16 protein-coding genes and 8 tRNA genes are annotated in these 19,403 nt (G+C 41.2%); 6 read left to right on the forward strand and 18 right to left on the reverse strand.

The features are described from left to right. Window positions 1-159 precede the first annotated feature (159 nt). Window positions 160-1,062, forward strand: a complete 903-nt coding sequence (locus MARME_RS02970; protein ID WP_013659794.1) for a LysR family transcriptional regulator — start codon at window positions 160-162, stop codon at window positions 1,060-1,062. A gap of 149 nt (window positions 1,063-1,211) precedes the next feature. On the opposite strand, the gene MARME_RS02975 is transcribed toward MARME_RS02970, so the two are convergent. From MARME_RS02975 to MARME_RS03015, 9 genes are all read right to left on the reverse strand, one after another. Beyond that, window positions 1,212-1,287: transfer RNA gene (locus MARME_RS02975), tRNA-Lys, on the reverse strand. A gap of 28 nt (window positions 1,288-1,315) precedes the next feature. After that, window positions 1,316-1,392 (reverse strand) — tRNA-Pro (locus MARME_RS02980). A 1-nt stretch (window position 1,393) separates the two neighbouring features. Beyond that, window positions 1,394-1,469, reverse strand: a tRNA-Asn gene (locus MARME_RS02985). A gap of 39 nt (window positions 1,470-1,508) precedes the next feature. Then, window positions 1,509-1,584: transfer RNA gene (locus MARME_RS02990), tRNA-Lys, on the reverse strand. 13 nt (window positions 1,585-1,597) lie between these two features. Continuing rightward, window positions 1,598-1,673 (reverse strand) — tRNA-His (locus tag MARME_RS02995). Window positions 1,674-1,697: 24 nt separating this feature from the next. Further along, a tRNA-Pro gene (locus MARME_RS03000) sits at window positions 1,698-1,774 on the reverse strand. A gap of 2 nt (window positions 1,775-1,776) precedes the next feature. Then, a tRNA-Asn gene (locus MARME_RS03005) sits at window positions 1,777-1,852 on the reverse strand. A 59-nt stretch (window positions 1,853-1,911) separates the two neighbouring features. Continuing rightward, window positions 1,912-2,002: transfer RNA gene (locus MARME_RS03010), tRNA-Ser, on the reverse strand. A gap of 102 nt (window positions 2,003-2,104) precedes the next feature. Then, window positions 2,105-3,178, reverse strand: a complete 1,074-nt coding sequence (locus MARME_RS03015) for a polysaccharide deacetylase family protein (RefSeq protein WP_013659795.1) — start codon at window positions 3,176-3,178, stop codon at window positions 2,105-2,107. Between the two features lie 374 nt (window positions 3,179-3,552). On the opposite strand from MARME_RS03015, the gene tdh reads away from it, so the two are divergent. Further along, complete coding sequence (gene tdh / locus MARME_RS03020; RefSeq protein WP_013659796.1) at window positions 3,553-4,590, forward strand: L-threonine 3-dehydrogenase; 1,038 nt, start codon at window positions 3,553-3,555, stop codon at window positions 4,588-4,590. A 362-nt stretch (window positions 4,591-4,952) separates the two neighbouring features. On the opposite strand, the gene MARME_RS03025 is transcribed toward tdh, so the two are convergent. Further along, entirely contained in the window at window positions 4,953-7,118 is a 2,166-nt protein-coding gene (locus MARME_RS03025; protein WP_013659797.1) for a helix-hairpin-helix domain-containing protein, read from the reverse strand. A gap of 208 nt (window positions 7,119-7,326) precedes the next feature. On the opposite strand from MARME_RS03025, the gene MARME_RS03030 reads away from it, so the two are divergent. Next, entirely contained in the window at window positions 7,327-7,719 is a 393-nt protein-coding gene (locus MARME_RS03030) for an H-NS histone family protein (RefSeq protein WP_013659798.1), read from the forward strand. Between the two features lie 96 nt (window positions 7,720-7,815). On the opposite strand, the gene MARME_RS03035 is transcribed toward MARME_RS03030, so the two are convergent. The 6 genes from MARME_RS03035 to MARME_RS03060 all read right to left on the reverse strand — a co-directional run bounded on the left by MARME_RS03035 (window position 7,816) and on the right by MARME_RS03060 (window position 12,704). Continuing rightward, complete coding sequence (locus MARME_RS03035; RefSeq protein ID WP_013659799.1) at window positions 7,816-9,342, reverse strand: LPS biosynthesis protein; 1,527 nt, start codon at window positions 9,340-9,342, stop codon at window positions 7,816-7,818. 67 nt (window positions 9,343-9,409) lie between these two features. Then, window positions 9,410-10,105 carry a tRNA (guanosine(46)-N7)-methyltransferase TrmB gene (trmB, locus tag MARME_RS03040; RefSeq protein WP_013659800.1) on the reverse strand — a complete coding sequence of 232 codons (696 nt, stop codon included), beginning with the start codon at window positions 10,103-10,105 and terminating at the stop codon, window positions 9,410-9,412. A 101-nt stretch (window positions 10,106-10,206) separates the two neighbouring features. Next, window positions 10,207-10,602: a DUF423 domain-containing protein gene (locus MARME_RS03045; protein WP_013659801.1), complete on the reverse strand. Its 396-nt coding sequence runs from the start codon at window positions 10,600-10,602 to the stop codon at window positions 10,207-10,209. A gap of 29 nt (window positions 10,603-10,631) precedes the next feature. Further along, the gene (locus tag MARME_RS03050; RefSeq protein ID WP_013659802.1) at window positions 10,632-11,615 is read right to left on the reverse strand and encodes a WD40 repeat domain-containing protein; all 984 of its coding nucleotides are present in this window, start codon (window positions 11,613-11,615) and stop codon (window positions 10,632-10,634) included. Next, window positions 11,590-12,060: a sigma D regulator gene (rsd, locus tag MARME_RS03055; protein ID WP_013659803.1), complete on the reverse strand. Its 471-nt coding sequence runs from the start codon at window positions 12,058-12,060 to the stop codon at window positions 11,590-11,592. Before rsd ends, MARME_RS03050 begins: the two co-directional genes overlap by 26 nt. A 149-nt stretch (window positions 12,061-12,209) precedes the next feature. Beyond that, window positions 12,210-12,704 (reverse strand): disulfide bond formation protein B, encoded by a 495-nt coding sequence (locus tag MARME_RS03060; protein ID WP_013659804.1) that lies wholly within the window; start codon window positions 12,702-12,704, stop codon window positions 12,210-12,212. 158 nt (window positions 12,705-12,862) lie between these two features. Here MARME_RS03060 and MARME_RS03065 point away from each other — a divergent pair, with 158 nt between their 5' ends. Continuing rightward, the gene (locus MARME_RS03065) at window positions 12,863-13,303 is read left to right on the forward strand and encodes a flagellar basal body-associated FliL family protein (protein WP_013659805.1); all 441 of its coding nucleotides are present in this window, start codon (window positions 12,863-12,865) and stop codon (window positions 13,301-13,303) included. Between the two features lie 125 nt (window positions 13,304-13,428). Here MARME_RS03065 and MARME_RS03070 read toward each other — a convergent pair whose 3' ends face one another. Beyond that, window positions 13,429-13,704: an oxidative damage protection protein gene (locus MARME_RS03070; RefSeq protein ID WP_013659806.1), complete on the reverse strand. Its 276-nt coding sequence runs from the start codon at window positions 13,702-13,704 to the stop codon at window positions 13,429-13,431. 160 nt (window positions 13,705-13,864) lie between these two features. Beyond that, the gene (locus tag MARME_RS03075; protein ID WP_013659807.1) at window positions 13,865-15,847 is read right to left on the reverse strand and encodes an LPS biosynthesis protein; all 1,983 of its coding nucleotides are present in this window, start codon (window positions 15,845-15,847) and stop codon (window positions 13,865-13,867) included. A gap of 349 nt (window positions 15,848-16,196) precedes the next feature. Here MARME_RS03075 and glmU point away from each other — a divergent pair, with 349 nt between their 5' ends. Together glmU and glmS are read left to right on the forward strand one after the other, a co-directional pair. Further along, window positions 16,197-17,564 carry a bifunctional UDP-N-acetylglucosamine diphosphorylase/glucosamine-1-phosphate N-acetyltransferase GlmU gene (glmU, locus tag MARME_RS03080; RefSeq protein WP_013659808.1) on the forward strand — a complete coding sequence of 456 codons (1,368 nt, stop codon included), beginning with the start codon at window positions 16,197-16,199 and terminating at the stop codon, window positions 17,562-17,564. A 1-nt stretch (window position 17,565) separates the two neighbouring features. After that, window positions 17,566-19,395 (forward strand): glutamine--fructose-6-phosphate transaminase (isomerizing), encoded by a 1,830-nt coding sequence (glmS, locus tag MARME_RS03085; protein WP_013659809.1) that lies wholly within the window; start codon window positions 17,566-17,568, stop codon window positions 19,393-19,395. The last annotated feature ends 8 nt before the right edge of the window (window positions 19,396-19,403 follow it).

Here is a 19,403-nt window from a genome sequence, read left to right on the forward strand (position 1 = left end):
ACGATTTCTAATTAATGATGCTTATAGTAAGTTACAAATATTCGATAATAAAGTGGATTATTTCGACCAAAATTATCGAAATATACGATAATATTCTGGTGTTACCCTTGACTAAGTGTAATTTTAATCGAGTACCGTTTTTAATTGAGAGTCTATGTTATGAAAGCACCTAGAGTTACGTTGGAGCAGTGGAGAGCGCTTCAAGCTGTTGTTGATAAAGGAGGGTTTGCTCAAGCCGCTGAGGCATTACATAAAAGTCAGTCATCTATTAGCTACACCGTGGCTAAATTGCAAGAACAGCTTGGGTACCCGCTGCTCATCATAGAGGGAAGAAAGGCTCAGTTAACCGAGCGTGGAGAGGTGCTACTCAGACGGTCAAGGCATTTATTAAAGGAAGCGATTGATCTTGAAGAGCTGGCTCATACGTTAGGTCAAGGATGGGAGCCAGAAATCGAGCTTGTTGTAGATGAAGCCTTTCCAACACCGGCTTTGTTGAGAGCATTTCAGGAATTTGAGCCTCAGAGTCAGGGGACTTTAGTGCAGTTGAAAGAGGTAGTATTGAGTGGAGCGGAAGAAGAGCTTAAGAACGGTTCACCAGACTTGGTATTGACCTCTCTTGTCCCTAAAGGTTACTTAGCTGATCCGATCGTAGATGTCGAAATGGTAGCGGTGGCGGCACCGAGTCACGTATTGCATAGGGAAAAGGAGCCTATTAATAATGAGCGGCTGGCGCGTGAGCTTCAGGTGGTTATTCGAGATTCTGCGACTGAAACGTCTCAAGATGCGGGTTGGTTAGGATCAAATAGGCGCTGGACTGTATCAGGGGTTCAATCTGCGATTGAAATCGTTGCAACTGGGATTGGCTTTGCTTGGTTGCCAAAAGCGGATTTGCACGGTTTTATTAAAGACGAAAAATTAGTGCCATTGAATTTAGTGTCAGGAACTGAGCGTAAATTTCAGATGTATGCGATCTTTGGTAAAGGTGAAAGAACAGGGCCTGCGACACGCCTATTTGTGGAGCTACTACAACATTCATGTCAACGTTGTCCTAAAGCGTTGTAAACGTCTATTTAGGTCGTAAAATTGTATAAATGATCTAATAAGTGTGTATAAGGGTGGTTTTTATACACATTTTAACACTTTGAGTGTTGCTAAGGCTGTGGATAAATATGTCGAAAAGGTAAGATTTAATTTATTGAGAAGAGAAAGAATGGTGGGTCGTACTGGATTCGAACCAGTGACCAATTGATTAAAAGTCAACTGCTCTACCAACTGAGCTAACGACCCATTCTTTTGACATATTTCAGATATTCTATGGTCGGAGTAGAGGGATTCGAACCCCCGACATCCTGCTCCCAAAGCAGGCGCGCTACCAGACTGCGCTATACTCCGATGGCTCCCTGAACTGGACTCGAACCAGTGACCCAATGATTAACAGTCATTTGCTCTACCAACTGAGCTATCAGGGATTGAATCAGAATATGAGGAAATATCAATGTCTGTATAGTTGGTGGGTCGTACTGGATTCGAACCAGTGACCAATTGATTAAAAGTCAACTGCTCTACCAACTGAGCTAACGACCCAACTATAAGGTAATGGGGTGGACGATGGGGCTCGAACCCACGACCGATGGAATCACAATCCATAGCTCTACCAACTGAGCTACGCCCACCATTACCAAGAGATATTAAATTAGTGGTCGGAGTAGAGGGATTCGAACCCCCGACATCCTGCTCCCAAAGCAGGCGCGCTACCAGACTGCGCTATACTCCGAATGGCTCCCTGAACTGGACTCGAACCAGTGACCCAATGATTAACAGTCATTTGCTCTACCAACTGAGCTATCAGGGAACAACTAATTTTTTCTCACAACATCTTTTCGTTTGAAAAGAATCTTCCAAGAAGGAAGATGGCGGAGGAGGAGAGATTCGAACTCTCGGTAGGCTATTAACCTACGCCAGTTTTCAAGACTGGTGCATTAAACCGCTCTGCCACCCCTCCGTTGCGAGCGAGGTGTATATTACGGATTTGAAATTTCTGTGCAACACTTTTTTTTAAAAAATTTAATTTTTTTCTGCTCTACTGCAAAATTTGTAAGGTTTCTTAATTCTGAACGTAGTTTTCGCTTTCTTTAGGGTAAATCCAAACGTTAGAAAACCAATGATAGTGTCGTGCGCTGTTGTCTGGCATCGTGCAATTAATTCGGCCTCGTCCAGCTCGAAATGCTTTTGGTGCTGTCGCGGTGACTTGATCGGATGTGATCCAGTTCAGCTCGGCTTTTCCTTGACCAGAAACATAGCAAGTTAAATCTTTTAAGCGATAGTTTCCTTTCTTGAAGGTAAGGGTGATGGATACAGGCGTGTCTTTTGCGTACAAACCGCCATTATCATAAGAAAGCAAGGGCATAGGTTGAGACGCTAGTTTCGTTTTTAGAGTGCTTAACTTGGCATAGTGCCCTGCCGCAGGAAATCGAGGAAGGTTAGCGAAGTTAGAGTTGGCGTCAATCACACCAGATTGTTGCCCAAATCCTATAAAACCTTCATTAGTTAGCCAGTGTTGTAATTCGGAGTTTGATTCACCATACGGATAGGCGATCATTTTGGGGCTAGAGCCAAGGTGAGTGATAAGAGCGTCTTCAACACTAGAAACCTCTAACTTTATACGCTCTAACCATGCTTTGTCGGTTTCGCCTTCTAATTTTCTAAGCATATAAGGGTGGCTCACAGTATGGTTGGCGAACGTACCGCCAAAATGAGTCATTTCCTTCATTTGTTCCCAAGTCAAAAAGTGCTTATTTTTTTGTTTGATAGGTTGGGTGTTAATAAAGACGGTGAAAGGGAATTGATGGGCCTTAAGAATCGGGAAGCCATTTTGATAGATGTTTCGGTATGCATCGTCAAATGTAATAGCGACAGCTTTATCTGGTAGGGGGGAGCCAGCCTGAATATTGTCGAGCGCGGTCTTTAAATCAACAACCTTAAAGCCTTCTTGTGCTAAATAGTTCATATGCTCAGAAAATTGTTCAGTCGTAAGGCTGGTTGAAAATGGCGTGGCCTCAGATACATGATGATATTGTAAAATGGGCAAGTAATTCTGTGCGAATGAAATAAAAGGCATAAAAAGTGTGATCAACGCTAAGAGTTTTTTTTTGACCGGGTGGCTTGAGCTGGCTTGCATAGGTTATGTGTCTCAAATGATTACTTAATAAAAGGGATTGTCTCATTAGAACAGCAAATGGGAAATAGATTCGTTATCTTTTCGACTTCTCCTATGCATGGAGAGATTGGGTGCTACACTGGATATCGAGGCGAAACCACGGTTATGGAAGTTGTGAGCACGTCTGGTGTTTCGATACTTCTGTATTTTTCGTTATTTTCTGAGATTTAGTTTGATGGGTAATAGGGTAATAAGAGCTTCTTAGGTCAAAGTCTATGCGGACATTTCACCGTGCTGGTTTCGAAAAGAAAAGCTTACTTTAAGGGAGGGCTTATTCGAGCTTCTCTACGCTTTTTGAATCTGTTGGCAATCCTTAAGGGTGATAGGAGATCATTATGAGATCACTAGCAAAGTTATTTGATGAACCTGGAATTTGGTTAACGGATATGGATGTTCCTGCATACGGTCACAATGACGTGGTTATTCAAGTGCGTAAAACAGCAATTTGTGGAACGGATATACATATTTATAACTGGGATGACTGGGCGCGAGCGACGATTCCTGTACCGATGACCGTCGGTCATGAGTTTGTTGGTGAAATTGTTCGTAAGGGAAGAGATGTTGACGATTTTTCAGTTGGTGATCGAGTCTCCGGTGAAGGTCATATTACCTGTGGACGATGTCGTAATTGCAGAGCTGGTCGACGTCACTTGTGTCCTGAGACCCGAGGCGTAGGTGTTAACCGAGAAGGTGCGTTTGCTGAGTTTTTAGTGATTCCTTCAAGTAACGCGTTTAAGATTCCCGATGATATCAGTGATGAGCTTGCCGCGATTTTTGATCCGTTTGGCAATGCCGTTCACACCGCACTGTCATTTGATCTAGTAGGTGAAGATGTTTTGATTACAGGGGCGGGCCCTATTGGTGCTATGGCTGCAGCGGTAGCAAGATTTGTTGGCGCACGTAATGTCGTCATCACTGATGTTAATGACTATCGGTTAGCGCTTGCGAAAAAGTTAGGTGCGACACGTACTGTCAATGTCTCTCGTGAGTCTTTAGATGATGTGATGTCTGATCTCGGAATGGTCGAAGGCTTTGGTGTAGGTTTGGAAATGTCTGGGCATGGTGACGCTTTCGAACTTATGCTGGATAAAATGTCTCATGGTGGCAAAATTGCCATGCTTGGCATACTTGGTAAAGAGTCTCAAATCGATTGGAATAAGGTGATTTTTAAAGGACTTCTTATAAAAGGTATTTACGGCCGTGAAATGTATGACACGTGGTATAAAATGGTCGCCATGCTGCAATCGGGTCTCGATATTTCTCCTATTATTACTCATCGGTACGACATCCAAGATTATCAACAAGGGTTTGATGCTATGGCGTCTGGTCTAGCTGGAAAGGTTATTTTAGATTGGTCGCTAGGGAAGGTATGAACAAGTCCACTGGCTTCAGCGTGTGGATAACGCTTCTTTATTCGAGGCAAGTGTCTCGAGGCCAAATGTCGCTGTCCAATATGAGAATATTGGCAAGAAAGTTAACAAGAATTAAAGAAAGCGAGAATTTAACTCAATGTACGGCACGCCCTTTGGGTCTTTCAGAGAAACAGCCTATCTTCGTTGAGAGTGATTGAAAGGTATTAACATTCCTGCCCACTCTCGCCTTAATAGGCTGTTTCTCTGATAAGACTGAAGCTCATTAGGCTTATCCGTACCTTCCCTAGATCTGTAATGCCGTAAAAACTCAAATGAGGATCGGCTTGAATCACTCAGGCTGATCCTCATTCAACGTTTTCTCGCTAAGATATCTTTTTTAGACTAATTCGTCTCCGGCTTATATCAAGGTCAATGACCTCAATGTTCACTGTTTGGCCGACTCTCACGACTTGTCTTGGGTCTTTAATAAATTGATTTGATATATTTGAAATGTGTATAAGACCATCTTGATGTACGCCAATATCAACAAATGCCCCAAAAGAGGTAATGTTCGTAATTACTCCCTCAAGTTTCATATTTATGCTTAAATCGTTGATGTTTTTTATATCACTAGAAAAAGTCGCGTACTTGAAGACTGGCCTAGGATCGCGAAAAGGATGTGAAAGCTCAGAAATGACATTTTTAAATAAGTAGTATTCCTTTTCTTTATATCTTTCTTTGTATTCTGATTCAATTCTCGCAATATGATCACTGTTTCCTATGATCTGTTTGATTGGCATTTTCAAATTTTTAGATAAAGTGTAAACAAGTGAATAAGATTCAGGGTGTACAGCAGTATTGTCTAATGGTTCGTTTCCATCATTAATTTTTAAAAATCCCGCGCACATTTTAAATGCTTTATCGCCTATGCCACGTATATTTAAAAGCGTTTCTCTATTTTTAAATTTCCCGTTTGATTGTCGATATTCTACAATGTTTCTCGCAGTCGTTGGTGTTAAGCCTGATACATATTGTAACAGCGATTCAGAAGCAAGATTTAGGTCTACCCCTACTGAGTTAACACAATCTTCTACGACGTTTGCTAAGCTTTGATTTAGTGTCGTTTCTTTAATGTCATGCTGATATTGTCCAACGCCAATTGCTTTAGGCGCTATTTTTACTAATTCTGACAGTGGGTCTTGAAAACGTCTAGCAATAGAAATAGCGCCTCTTAACGAGACATCGATATTTGGAAACTCTTTGGAAGCAGTTTCTGATGCAGAGTAAACGGATGCTCCTGCTTCAGATGAAATAATAGCCTTACAGTTAAGTTCATGTTTTCGGATCATATTGCGGGCGAATGTGTCCGTTTCTTTAGAAGCTGTCCCATTTCCTGTTACGATCCATTTAATCGCCTGGCGCTTTAAAATATTGACTAAGACAGTTTCACTTTCTACGGTTTTATTCGCTGGAGGAGTGGCGAATACGATACCTGTGCTTTGTACTTCTCCACTAGCATCTATAGCAGCGTATTTGACGCCATTTTTATAGCCTGGGTCTAAAGCTAAAACAGGTGTAGCGCCTGCAGGAGGTGCCATTAGCAAGTCTTTAAGGTTATCTGAAAAAACGCGCACGGCATTGTGTTCAGCATCCATCTTTAAAGTCGACAAGATCTTGCGTTCGGTGTGCTTTAAAAGTTTTTCTTTCCAAACAAGAGACAGCCAAAATGGCTTCATGCTGGAAGGGCATGGCGTGATGGTATCGTCAAAGTTAAGTTGTAACGCGCATTTGTTTAAAAATAGGGGAGTACCGTCTGCATGGATATGTTTCTCTAGCTTAATATTGATTTTTAATAGTTTCTCTTTTTCACCTCGAAACATTGCGAGAAGGCGGTGATGTGGCGCTTTAGCTACCTTTTCTTTATGATCCCAATAATCTCTATATTTTTCGGACTTTTCTTTTTTTCCTCTAATAACTTTTGATTCAATAACCCCACTTTCCTTAAGGCTATTAAGGCTTTCTTTGATGAGGTCTGCATTATTAGCTAGCTTATCAATAAGAATGTTGTAAGCCCCCTCTACGGCGCTTTCTATAGATAGGTTATTAATATTACGCTTCGATAGCCATAAAGACGCTATTCCATGATGTTGGGCTTTAGAAGAGTTAAGCCATAGTTTTTTTGAAAGAGAGGTTAACCCAAGACTTTCTGCAACTTGTGACTTTGTCTGCTTCGATGCTTTATAAGGGCGATAAAGCTCTTCTAATTCTATGAGTGAATCTGTATTTTCGATGGATTTGATCAATTCAATTGATGTGTTTTTTATATTGCTTAAGCTGGTAATAATACTCTTACGTCGTGCTTCGAGCTTTAGGATATAAGTGTAGCGATCGTGAAACTGCCGCAGTGTAACATCATTCATTCCTTGAGTTTCATCTTTTCTATAACGGGCAATAAAAGGGATGCTTGTGCCTTCATCTAGAAATGTAATGAGTGTTCTTACCACTTTTTCTGAACATCTAAACTCATTTTTCAATATATCAATTAGCATACTTACCCTATTGTTTCCTTATTGTTTTAAGCTACTAAACAATTATTAGATCGCCATTTCTATAAAAAATGTTAAACTAGTCCCGAGATTAAAATATATGGACTATCTCTTTAGCTCCTACTATAACAATAGAGTAAGCTAAATTTTATAATTTAGGGATCCGAGAAAATCCATTATAATCAATGTAAACTGATAGTAGAGGTAAAATATGGGGTTGTTAGAAGAACTAGCGGGAAATAAAGCCAAAGCACGTGCTGCAGCCAAAGAGTTAAGCGTTGCTCAACTTGAGAATTTGATTGCTGGTTTTAACAGTGCCTTAGAAAAGCTGAAGGAAGAAGAAGAAGCGCGACTCGCTTCTGAAGCAGAGAAGACACGTCAAGCAGAAGAAATCGCAAAGATCATCGAGAAAAGTGGATTAACGCTCGAAGAAATTGCTGCGTTGAGCGCGCCACGTACGACAACAAAAGGCCGTTCTGTGCAGCCTAAGTATCGTATTGAAGTAGATGGTACGACTTATGAGTGGACTGGACGTGGCCGCACTCCTAAAGTCTTCCAAGAATACTTCGATGCCGGTAATTCTCGCGATAGCTGTGAGATTTAAGTTTAGGCTAATTGTTTCATCGTATTTTTAATACATGAAAGAATAAAAAACCGACATTATGTCGGTTTTTTATTGCCTGGATTTTATAGGATGTCTTTAACTTTTAGGTTTTCTAACTACTGCCAAAACTAAGGCAAAGAAAAAACCGATAAACAGTCCTGCCAGGCCACCGATCCCAGAGTACTTGATCATCCCTTTTACTTGTTCTCTAAAGTTGCTCTTGACCATTGGAGCGGCATTTCCAGCATAAAGTGCCGAGCTGTTCCCTAAAAGGTGTTGTTTTCTCAAATTTGCCAAGCGTACGGTAATTTCCCTAGCTTCTATGAGGGTATCTGAAACCTGTTTTATACTAGATTGAACTCGCTTCAACGCAAGAGGGTCAAGCTGTAAGCCGTTTGAATGCTCTTTTAGCTTCGCTAGATTTCTCTCTAAGCGGTTGATTGTGGTTGTTTCGCGCTCTTGATTCAACTGAAGTTCGAGTGAACGGTTTAAGAGTGCTTGCTTGAATTTTGCATCGGATAATTCATCGCCGATTTGCATCAGTCTTGTAATAAACTCGTCGCCATACTGAGCTGTCATATTGCTTTGATTTGACGTGGTTGAAGAGGCTGGGTTCTGACTATCGCTGTTACTGGATGAATTGTACGTATTGTAGGTTTGAATGATACGTTCAGCACGGCGAGCAGATTCATCTCTGCGCTCTTGACGCTCAAGAATTTCATTTTCAATATAAAAAATTGCATTATCAATATCTTTAGCGATAGGCTGAACGGAGAAGGCACGCTGCAGAACGTCTAACTGGAAGCGTTTTGTGTTACCTAGATGTTCTAGTAAGGTCGAAGCTGTATACCCTGTCTCAGGGTCTACCTGAAGGTTACCTACTTCATCATTTTTTAGACGATGTAATGAGCCGTTTATTAGCCCTAGGTAGTTGGCTAAATACTCTGTACTTAGCATATACTCAGAATCGTTTACTAGAGTTTGATCGAATGAGACTGGTGTTGTTGAAGCTAAGTCTAAAACGCCGTAGCTGTCTATGCTAACTTTAGCCCAGACTTCAGGAATTGATGAGAGAATGGTTTTAAGAACCGATATAGGAATGCCAAATCGTTCACTTACGACAAACGTCAATTCAGCGGACTTTCTTCTCGCTGCTTGTAGTTCTTGTGTGTAGCGTTCGTTAATGTCTTGAATCTCTCCTGCTTTTATATATTTGGCGCCTTCGAGGAGTTTAGTATATTTCAGATCTATAAATTTTTTATTAGTCGATGATGGGGTGATTGTAATCGATGAGCCAAATGCACTTCGAGTTAGCCCGTATTGCTCTAAGTCTAGACCTTCGTAAACCCTGTCTAAAATAGGTGAGGCGATCATATCATTTATCTCAAATCGCTGTCCGTTCGGGTAAACACCTTTATTTGAGCCATTAAATCGGAATCGAATTTCTGATGATACAGACACTACTGATGGACTATTAACCCACATTTTTAAATACAATCCGCCACTCATTAGTACGCCGATAAGTGTACAAAGTACAATAACTAATCTAAGTTTCCATAAACTGCTGAACAGTTGAGCTAAATCTATTTCATCGTTATCTTTAACTGGTAGTGTTTCGTTCATTTCGCCTTCCAATTGATCATGTTAGATGATTATTTATGTCTGTATTCTTGAAAATACTACGCCATTGCTACTTTTTTGCGTAAATCAGATCCCACACGCCATGCCCCAACTTTTCTCCACGCTGTTCAAACTTTGTTAGAGGGCGCCATCCTGGTCTAGGGTGAAAGTTCCCTACTCCGGCAATATTATCGTAATTGCTTTGCGCTTCCATAACCTCCATCATGTGCTCTGCATACGGTTCCCAATCGGTTGCCATATGAAATTGTCCATTCGTTTTTAAGGTGCTTGCCACTTGATCGGCGAAGATGGGTTGTACAATTCTACGCTTATTATGCTTCTTCTTATGCCATGGGTCAGGAAAGAAAAGTTGAAATGCGGACGCTTTTGCTTTGGGTAAGCACTGCTCTATGACTTCAATTGCATCATGGCAATATACCCGAATGTTGTGCACGCCGGATTCTGCCGCAAGCATCATTAACTTGGCGACACCGGGTGGGTGAACTTCGATGCCTATAAAATCTTTTTCAGGCGCGCTTTTAGCCATTTCAACTAGAGAAGCTCCCATGCCGAAGCCTACTTCTAAGACAACATCAGACTCACGTCCAAATATATTTTTATATTCAATTGGTCCGTTTTCAAAATCTAATCCATAAATTTGCCAATTGTTATCGTAGGCTTTTTGCTGGCCTTCTGTCATACGTCCACCACGTACTACAAAGCTTCTAATAGTACGTTTTTTTAAGTCTTTACTTTCATCTTGCATAATTAATTTTGGCCAAAGTCTATCAATGGATATTGTGCGTATCCTACCGAATTTGAAGTGTTTAGATAAGTTATTTCAATCGATCTAAGATAAAAAATTGTCTATGGCGTTAGTTTAAGGTTGCGATAGATGTAAAGAGTAAAAAAGCCCCAGCCAATTAAGTAAAATGCGCCGCCAATAGGGGTTAAGACTCCTAGCGCTTTGATACTTGTTAAGGTCATTGTATACAAGCTACCTGCAAAAAAAATGTTTCCTAAAATGAAGTAGAGCGTGGGGTGTTTAAAAATTCGAATGGAATTAAAAGTAAGGATGCTACATATTCCAGAGAGTGTATGGAACATCATATAAAGAGTTCCTGTTTGCCACCAGTCCAGCGCATCATTAGTGACAACGCTTTTTAAGGCGTGTGCACCAAAAGCGCCAGCTAACACAGTAGTGAACCCCATAATAGAAAGTGTGAATAGCATGTATTTGTAGGTAGTGCGATTAACGTTCATTTAAAACGGAATGCTCGGATCTGGTGACGTTATTGTAGTGTATTTAGGTAGCCGTTGCTGCCTATTGCGTAATATCGAGTGTCCGACCCAAATGCCAGTGCTAACACACTTGCTGCGGTTGGCCTGAGAGCGTCTTTCAAATACAGGTCCCATTCTTTTTCGATTTGTCCCGTAGCAGTGTTAGCAAGTTTTACCCGTCGGTTTACTGAGCCAAGTAATAGTTGGCGATCATCGTTAGAGAAAATCGCTTTGCTTATGGTTGAGTTTCTACCTTTGAGAGCACCTGTATCAATCGTTGAAAAATCAACGCCAGTTACAGTTTGCCAGACTTTTGCTTCTCCTAGTTGAGCTGCACCAAATACATAGGCACCATTATCTGAAATAGCAACGCTCGAGATGTTGTTGGAAAGCGTCCACTTTTTCTTAATTTCACCGCTCACTAGGTCCCACAAAGTTACATTGTTTAGGTCGTCTCCTGTAACGGCTAAACGTCCATCTGGCGTGACATCGACTGCGCGGACGACGGCATTGGTTCTGAGTGTCTGCAAGATACCTCCATTTTTTACATCGAAGTATCGTGCCGTTTGGTCATTCATTCCGACTAACGCGAAATCGCCGTTTTGAGTCAATTTTAAATCGCGAATATCACCAGGAGTATTCCAATAACCAGCTGATTGGCCACTTTGTGTATCCCATAAAACAAGTGTTCGCGCTCCTCCTGTTATTGCAAATCGGCCTGATGGGTCGATGTCGACCGAAATCAGAGGAGTGGCTTCCCCTTGAACATGGTTCCAGTTGAAAAGGCGTTGGCTAGGTGCGCGCGACCAATAGCTGCCACCATGTTGTATCGAGCCAATAAGTGCATTTTTTGCATTTGAGCTTAAAGCTGCTGAATATAAACCTTGAACTGCCAGCTGAGTTTGATTGCTCGGACTATCTGCTGAGCAACCAATTAACGCAAAAAGTGCAATGGCGAGCAATACACTATTAAGCCGTCTTTTCACTATGAGCATGGTGTAGTCGTTCTATTAGTTGATCTTCAAAACCGAAGCGTTCTGCCATTACCACGCTTACAGTCTGAATGGAGAAGGGAAGCTCTTCCAATTGGGCATTGCAGTGTTCTTTCGTATCGTATTTGTCGTTAAATTCGATAGCGACTTCTGTAGTGCTTTCAATTTCAGGCATGAGTTTCTTGAACAATGCCAAGGCTCCAGTGTCGTTGAAGTCTTTAGCTTCTAGTGCGAGTTGCTCATATACGCCAAAGTGCCCAACAGAGACATAATCGACGAGCATCTCACATAAACGCTGAATCTTGGGCGTGTCTGTTGGTGTGTATTCCCCCAACCCTTTGATGGTGACTAAAGCTTCGATTAGCTGTCTACGCTGAAGTAACCAACGGTCAATAATTTCATGCACGCCGCCCCATCTTTCTTGAGCAGATTTACAACGTTCTAACATAATTTTATCCCCGTGATTTATCTAAAAAGTAGTTTCATTAAAGGAATGAAAAACCTTGCTAATATGTTTTTAGAGTATTCCCTTAAAAAGGACAGCGCAACCTCTTTAAGTTGCGCTTATGTAATGTTTGGCAACAGGTGAGGCATTATTTAATCGTGGTTTTTGAACTTGAGTGCAATAACGAGATTAGTTGCGATCATTGATAAAAAAGCGACCAATGTCCAACCCGGTATACTTAAGCCTAAAAATGTCCACAAAGTGTCTCCGCATTCACCAGTTCCCATTATCATTGCTTGCATAATTTCTTGCCATGGGAACACTTCAAACATATAGCTTAGTCCTGGCAGGCATGCTGGCAGTTCGTCAAATGGAAGGCTTTGAAGGTAAAGGTGCCTTATTGAAAGGCTGGCGCCAATTATAGCTGATGCTACGATAACAGAAAGATAGACCTTTCTTCCGGTCTTGTGAAATGCTGAAATAATTGCTGCTAATGCAATGAAGAAAAACATAATTCGTTGAAGCATACACAGAGGGCATGGCTCCAGTCCCATTTCGTATTCCATGTAGAATGCAAAGGCCAAGAGTGATAATGAGGTAATCGCAATCAATAGGTGAAAGTTGCGAACGGTAACGATGTTGAGCATTGAGATTGTTTCCTTGTTTCTAGGAGCTTCTTTTAGCTTCGAATCTATTGATTGTTAGCATATACTAAGACAATCGTTCATCCATTAAGTGCAATTATTTTTTATTGTCTTATCTAAATAAATTTGTTGTAAAAATTCATCTAAGTGCGAGGATAACAATGAGTTCGCTTTTTTATATGATTAAATGGTACAGGATAAAAGCACACTTGAGTGTGTTTGTTTTCGTTTTATCTATATTCATCGTGCCGGCTGTTCAAGCGGAAGATGAAGCCGCTGCACCGATGCCTGTATATATCGAGCTAACGCCTGATTTCATTGTAAATTACACTGCCGGTGGTGGTAAGCTTCGATACATAAAAACTAAGATAAGCCTTCGCTCAAGCTCTGATATGGCGGGCGCTATCGAAGGGAATATGCCAATGGTCCGTGATGCTATTGTTATGTTTCTTAGTTCAAGGACCCAAGAGCAGGTCTCTGGTGCATTGGCGCGGGAAAAAACAAGAGAAGAGGCTGCTATAGCTGTCAATGAAGCTCTAAAGGAAGAGACGGGTATTGAACCTGTCAAAGATGTTTTGTTTGCAAGCTTTGTTACTCAGTGATTTTTTGGCTACTTAATTTGGATGCGAAGCTTAAAATTAGGCTTCGCATGACTGCTTTAATTTTCTAGGTTTTCCCTGGCGCTCCGTGAGACCTCTCTATCCATATTTATAGCGCGCAAAGAGCGCTAAAGCTCTTGAATGTCGTCGGGGTTAACATAGCCCTGTAAATGGTCTGTTTCTTCGTTATTAAAGAACTTATCCATTTGCTCCATTAGGTAGTTGCGCGCCGCTGGTTCCATTAAATTTAAATGTTTTTCATTGATGATCATTGTTTGAAGTGACTGCCACTCGAGCCATGCTTGCTTAGAAACACTTTGTAGTATTTCTAAGCCTTTCTTTCCTGGTAGTGGTGCTCGCTCTAGCCCTTCTAATTCTTTCTGAAACTTTTTACAGAATACCATTGTTGTTAAGCCTCTAATCTAATTTGATAGCGATTCTATCAGAATCGATTTTAAATAGTGTTTAAATAAGTTTGTAGGGGTTGTGGTTGAAGGGAAGGTACGGCATGTACCGCAAAAAGGGGTGCTTTTACGGTACATGTACATGAGCAATTTTTAGTGGTTAGTCTTTTGAGCGTATGGTTTGATATGCAAGGTGCCCAAACATGCTAAAGATTATCGAAGCAAGCAGGCCGCCGATAAATATCATAATATCGCGTTTACTTATCAGTTGCGGTTCATCAATCTGTGGCTCGTTTAAGTAGCGATAGAGATCGTTTACAACACCGTATCTATCGCTATCAATCTTATCGACAATACGTTGAGCAATGTTTGCATAGCCTGCCATTTCATTTTGGATGTTTTTTAGTGCAAACACGCTTTCTGTAGATATGTTTTGTAGGTATATATCATTAGTGAGTTTGTATTCAGATTTTGAAAACACTTTTTCAATCTCTTGTGCGTAGCGTAAACGATTTGATATTCGTTGAGAAACTTTTGCAAAGTGTCCTAGCTTTTCAAAAGTTGCAGGGAATTCTTGCTGAATTTCTTTGATATATTGTTGCTTAAGGTTATCGTCGATTTTGTTCTTTTGAGCGTCGGTAAATAGTATTAGGTACTCTTTAAGCTCATTTATTTGTTTTTCTAATTCAATTGCTTGTTGTTCAAGCTGTATTGTGTCTTTATTTAGGTCTTGGCGATATTCCATGTCGCCGCCTTTTTCGCTCATTGCAATGATCTTGTCCAAGAAAGCATCGCCTAATTGAGGGATTAAGGTCGTCGTTTGCCCTAGTGAGCTGTTGCTGGTGCTATTGTTTTGGTCGACCGCTGATTGACCTGTGCCGCCTGTTATATAGCGATTTTCCGCTTTTTGGATCGCTTGTACTTGCTGGTTTAATGCGTCACGATCTCTCTCTAGTTCACGAATCCTAAAGTTGTAATACAATGGAACTCGTGATGCGTCTTTACTGATGCCTAGTTCAAGTAATGGAGCTCTTAGCTGCTGCAAATCATAAACTTCCATGTCTTGTAATAGTCTATTTACATCTTGAAGGGTCAATCCAGATTGAGGATCGGTTGCAATCGATGCGAATGGTACGCTTTCTAATGAGGTGAGGTTGCTCTTAACCAATTGAATTCGTTGGGCTAATACGTCTACGGCAACCAAATAATCAAGGTTTTCAACTAGAGATACATCGAAAAGTCTAGGGGAGTATAGACTCTTATTTAAGTTTAGAGACCCCTCATGATCGAATGTCCAAGGGGAAGGGGTTGTTATGAATTGTCGTTCTAGGTTCGTGAGTAAAACTTCTAGGTCGCTAATAGTTAAATTTGTTTCATCATCTCTAGCAGTAGTCGCGCTGGACAGTGTTGCAATTTCTGATAAGTCGGCCTTCAGTTTTTGGAAATAGTTCCACAAAGTGGATAGTTGTTGAAGTGGTGATTGAGTATCAGAGATAATATTTTTAATGACGCTTGAGGAGAGCAGTGTGATTTCGTGTTTGGTTACACCGCGTACGAAAATGGCTTGCTGAGCCCAAAGTTTAGGTATCTTACTGACGATGTTTAATGACTGTTGGCTTGTTAGGTGGCCTCCACTGTTGCTGAACTCTATTCTTGCAGATGCATTTAGAGCATTTTTTAACTCTTTTGCCATATTGCTTCTGGCTTCCGCCTTATCTTCGTCGGAGCGGTTTTTATCGTTAATAATTGAGCTGTATTTTTGTAGGATGAAAGCTCGTTCAGGAGAGTATGGGTAGATTTTTAGTTCGCTGGCTAGCTCATTCAGCGTCATATTAGTCTGCGCTAAGTTTAGTTCTTCGTAAATCGCATTAATAATACTGGGGGCTAAAATGTCTTCCAGTCTGAAGTTGTCGCCATTTGGGTACTTGCCTTCTTCAATGCCTTTGAAAGTGAAGCCAATAAGTTGAGAGAATGTTGGCTGACTTTTTTCTATTTTTAGAGCCAGAACTCCACAGAATAGGCCTATAAATAGTAAAGCAGTCATAAGTACGGTAAGCCGTGTGCTCCATACTTTCTTTATGAGTTGGCTTAAATCAATTTCGTCGGAGTTAGAATCTTGAGGAACGAGAACTGTTTTATCCATTAATGTTGCTCATTTTGTCATGTTTGTTAGTCGTGTATTTTAGATAGCAAAGCTTTCAGCTACAACCGATTTTTTCTTTAATTTATACTACATGAAATAGTTAAAAAGCATATATGATATTTGTGATAATTCAATGAAAGTGATTGTGCTGATTGATATTTTTGCTACTTCTATTCTTCAAAAGTGTAGAGTGGCTGCGTGATGCTTTTTTCTCTGCTGCATACTGGTGTCAGCAATTACTCTATCTAAAATGTCATTTTTTTTATGACATCTGAAATTGCTGGATAGAACGTTAGTTTATAAGCTTACTAATAATGAACACGCTTATTGAAAATAATGGATCAATTTTATGACTCAGGATATTGTTGTATTGGCGGCTGGAAAAGGCAGTCGTATGAAATCAAGCCTACCAAAAGTGCTGCATAGGCTAGCAAATGAACCTATGGTTCATCGCGTTCTCAATGTTGCTTCATGTTTATCAGATTCGAAATTGCATCTCGTGGTAGGTCATCAGGGTGAGGTAGTAGAGCAATCTTGTCAAAAATTTAATGCCAATATTGTATGGCAGCATAATCCTCAAGGGACAGGAGATGCATTGCGTCGTGCGTCCAGTTCATTGAATGATAATGGTGCCACCTTAACTTTATATGGAGATGTACCTTTAATTCGGAAAGAAACTTTAGAGAGAATGATCTCTTTGTCTTCTTTCAATACACTGGTGTTGCTTACGATTGTGCTGGATGACCCTTCTGGCTATGGTCGGATCGTCCGGGATGAGCTAGGGAGGGTGATTGCAATCGTTGAGCAAAAAGATGCAAATGATGATGAGCTTGCTATAAACGAAGTCAATACCGGAATATTGCTTGCACCTAACGCGCATCTTAAACGCTGGTTAAATGCGCTTACTAATGAAAATGTCCAGAATGAATACTACTTGACGGATATTATCGAAATGGCTGCAAAAGAGGGAGTTGAGATAGTTACGGTTAGTCCAGAGTTTGAGTGGGAGGTGTCAGGGGTAAATGATCGTGTTCAGCTTGCGGCACTTGAGCGAGTTTGGCAATGTCGCCAATCCGAAGCCGTTATGAGAAATGGCGCGACTTTAATGGACCCGTCCCGAATTGATATTAGAGGATCGCTTTCTACCGGTCAGGATTGCGTGATTGATGTCAATTGTGTGTTCGACGGTGATGTGGATTTAGGTAAAGGTGTTCACATTGGTCCAAACTGTATTCTTAAAAACTGCTCTATTGCAGATGGTACCGTAATTAAAGCTAATACGATGATCGAAGATTCTGTAGTAGGTGAGTGCTGTGAGATAGGTCCATTTGCTCGCCTTCGACCTGGAACCAAATTAGCTAAAAAGGCAAAAATTGGAAATTTTGTTGAAACGAAAAAAACAGTGATTGGTGAAGGAAGTAAAGTCAACCATCTAAGTTATATTGGGGATGCTTGCCTTGGATCAGCAGTGAACGTAGGCGCTGGAACCATTACTTGTAATTACGATGGTGTTAATAAATCTGAAACTCTGATTGGGGATAACGTATTTGTAGGTTCGAACACCTCTATTGTTGCCCCAATTGAAGTGCAAAGTGGTGCGACGATTGCTGCAGGTTCGACGATAACCAAGACGATTAAAGCCGACCAATTAGCATTTGGTCGAGCAAAACAAATGAATAAAGATGGTTGGAAACGTCCGACCAAGCGGGAGAAGTAGTATGTGTGGGATTGTCGGTGCGATCGCCCAACGTAATGTGGCAAAGATTTTATTAGAAGGTCTGTCTCGTCTTGAGTATCGTGGTTACGATTCATCAGGTGTTGCCATAAATAATGAGGTCGGAGTTCGAGCGCATCGTGCGGTCGGAAAAGTTCAGGCGTTAAAAAATAAGTTTGAAGCGACGCCTTTGGATGGAAAAATCGGCATTGCGCACACTCGATGGGCGACACACGGCAAGCCAACTGAAAATAATGCTCACCCTCATTTTTCTGGTGACGATCTTGCGATCGTTCACAATGGAATTATTGAAAATCACGAAAAATTGCGTACTCGTCTAAAAGAACAAGGCTATGTTTTTAAGTCTGAAACGGATACTGAGGTGATTGTTCATTTGATACATTATGAGCTACGTGACGAATCTGATTTTTTACTGGCGGTGAAAAATGCTTTGAAATATCTGGAAGGCGCATTCGCCATTGCCGTTACACTGAATGATCAGAATCATCGGCTTGTCGCCGCACGTAAAGGCAGTCCGCTCGTAGTTGGTGTAGGTATTGAGGAAAATTTTGTTGCTTCGGATCAACTTGCTCTTTTGCATGTAACAGATCAATTTGTCTTTTTAGAAGAAGGTGATGTAGTGGAAGTGACTCGTGACGGTGTTACCATTTTTGATTCTAAAGATGTGATTCAAGAGCGTCCGGTTCATGTTTTCAATCATAATGTTGATGCGACTGATAAAGGTGAATTTCGTCATTACATGATGAAAGAAATCTATGAGCAGCCAAAAGTGATTGCTGCGTGCTTAGAAGGACGTATTAGTGACAACAAGGTTCTGACCGATTGTTTCGGGGTAGATTCAAGTTTCCTGAAAAGTGTCGAGAATGTCCATATCATAGCGTGTGGGACAAGCTATCATGCCGGTATGGTAGCAAAATATTGGATCGAGGATTTGGCTAACCTGCCTTGTACGGTAGAAGTTGCGAGTGAGTATCGCTACCGCAAAGTGGCAGTACCTAAAGATACGCTATTCTTGACTTTGTCTCAATCTGGTGAGACGGCCGATACGCTTGCAGCGCTGCGTAAGGCGAAAGAGCTAGGTTACTTGACTTCATTAGCGATATGTAACGTCCCTTCTTCAACGTTAGTGCGTGAATCGGCGTTAACGCTTCTTACCAATGCCGGAGCTGAAATCGGTGTTGCGTCTACTAAAGCCTTTACGACCCAGTTGACGGCACTATTGATAACCTCTATCGCGATTGCGAGTGAGAAGGAAGCTTTGTCAGCTATTAAGGAAGCTGAGTTGGTTAATTCTATGCGCTCTTTGCCAGCTCACATCGATGAAGCTTTAAAGCAAGATGTTGCAATTAAAAAGGTGTCGGATCGATTTGCGAATAAGCACAACGCCTTGTTTCTTGGGCGTGGGCCGATGTTTCCAATTGCGTTAGAAGGGTCATTGAAGCTGAAAGAAATTTCTTACATTCATGCAGAAGCTTACCCAGCAGGTGAGCTTAAGCATGGGCCGCTAGCGCTAGTCGATGAAGATATGCCCATTATTACAATGGTTCCTCACAATAGTATGCTCGATAAGTTGAAGTCTAACCTACAAGAGGTTGCGGCTCGTGGCGGTGAGTTGTATGTGTTTGCGGACAAAGATGCAGAGCTTCAAAATACAGAGGGCGTGATATTTACCGAAGTTCCAAAAGTAGATGAGATTTTAGAACCAATAGTTCATACTATCCCACTGCAGCTTTTGTCCTATCATGTAGCTGTAGTAAAGGGCACTGATGTGGATCAACCTAGAAATTTGGCAAAGTCAGTTACCGTAGAGTAGTCGTCTAA

This window comes from Marinomonas mediterranea MMB-1 (assembly GCF_000192865.1).
Lineage (GTDB): Bacteria > Pseudomonadota > Gammaproteobacteria > Pseudomonadales > Marinomonadaceae > Marinomonas > Marinomonas mediterranea.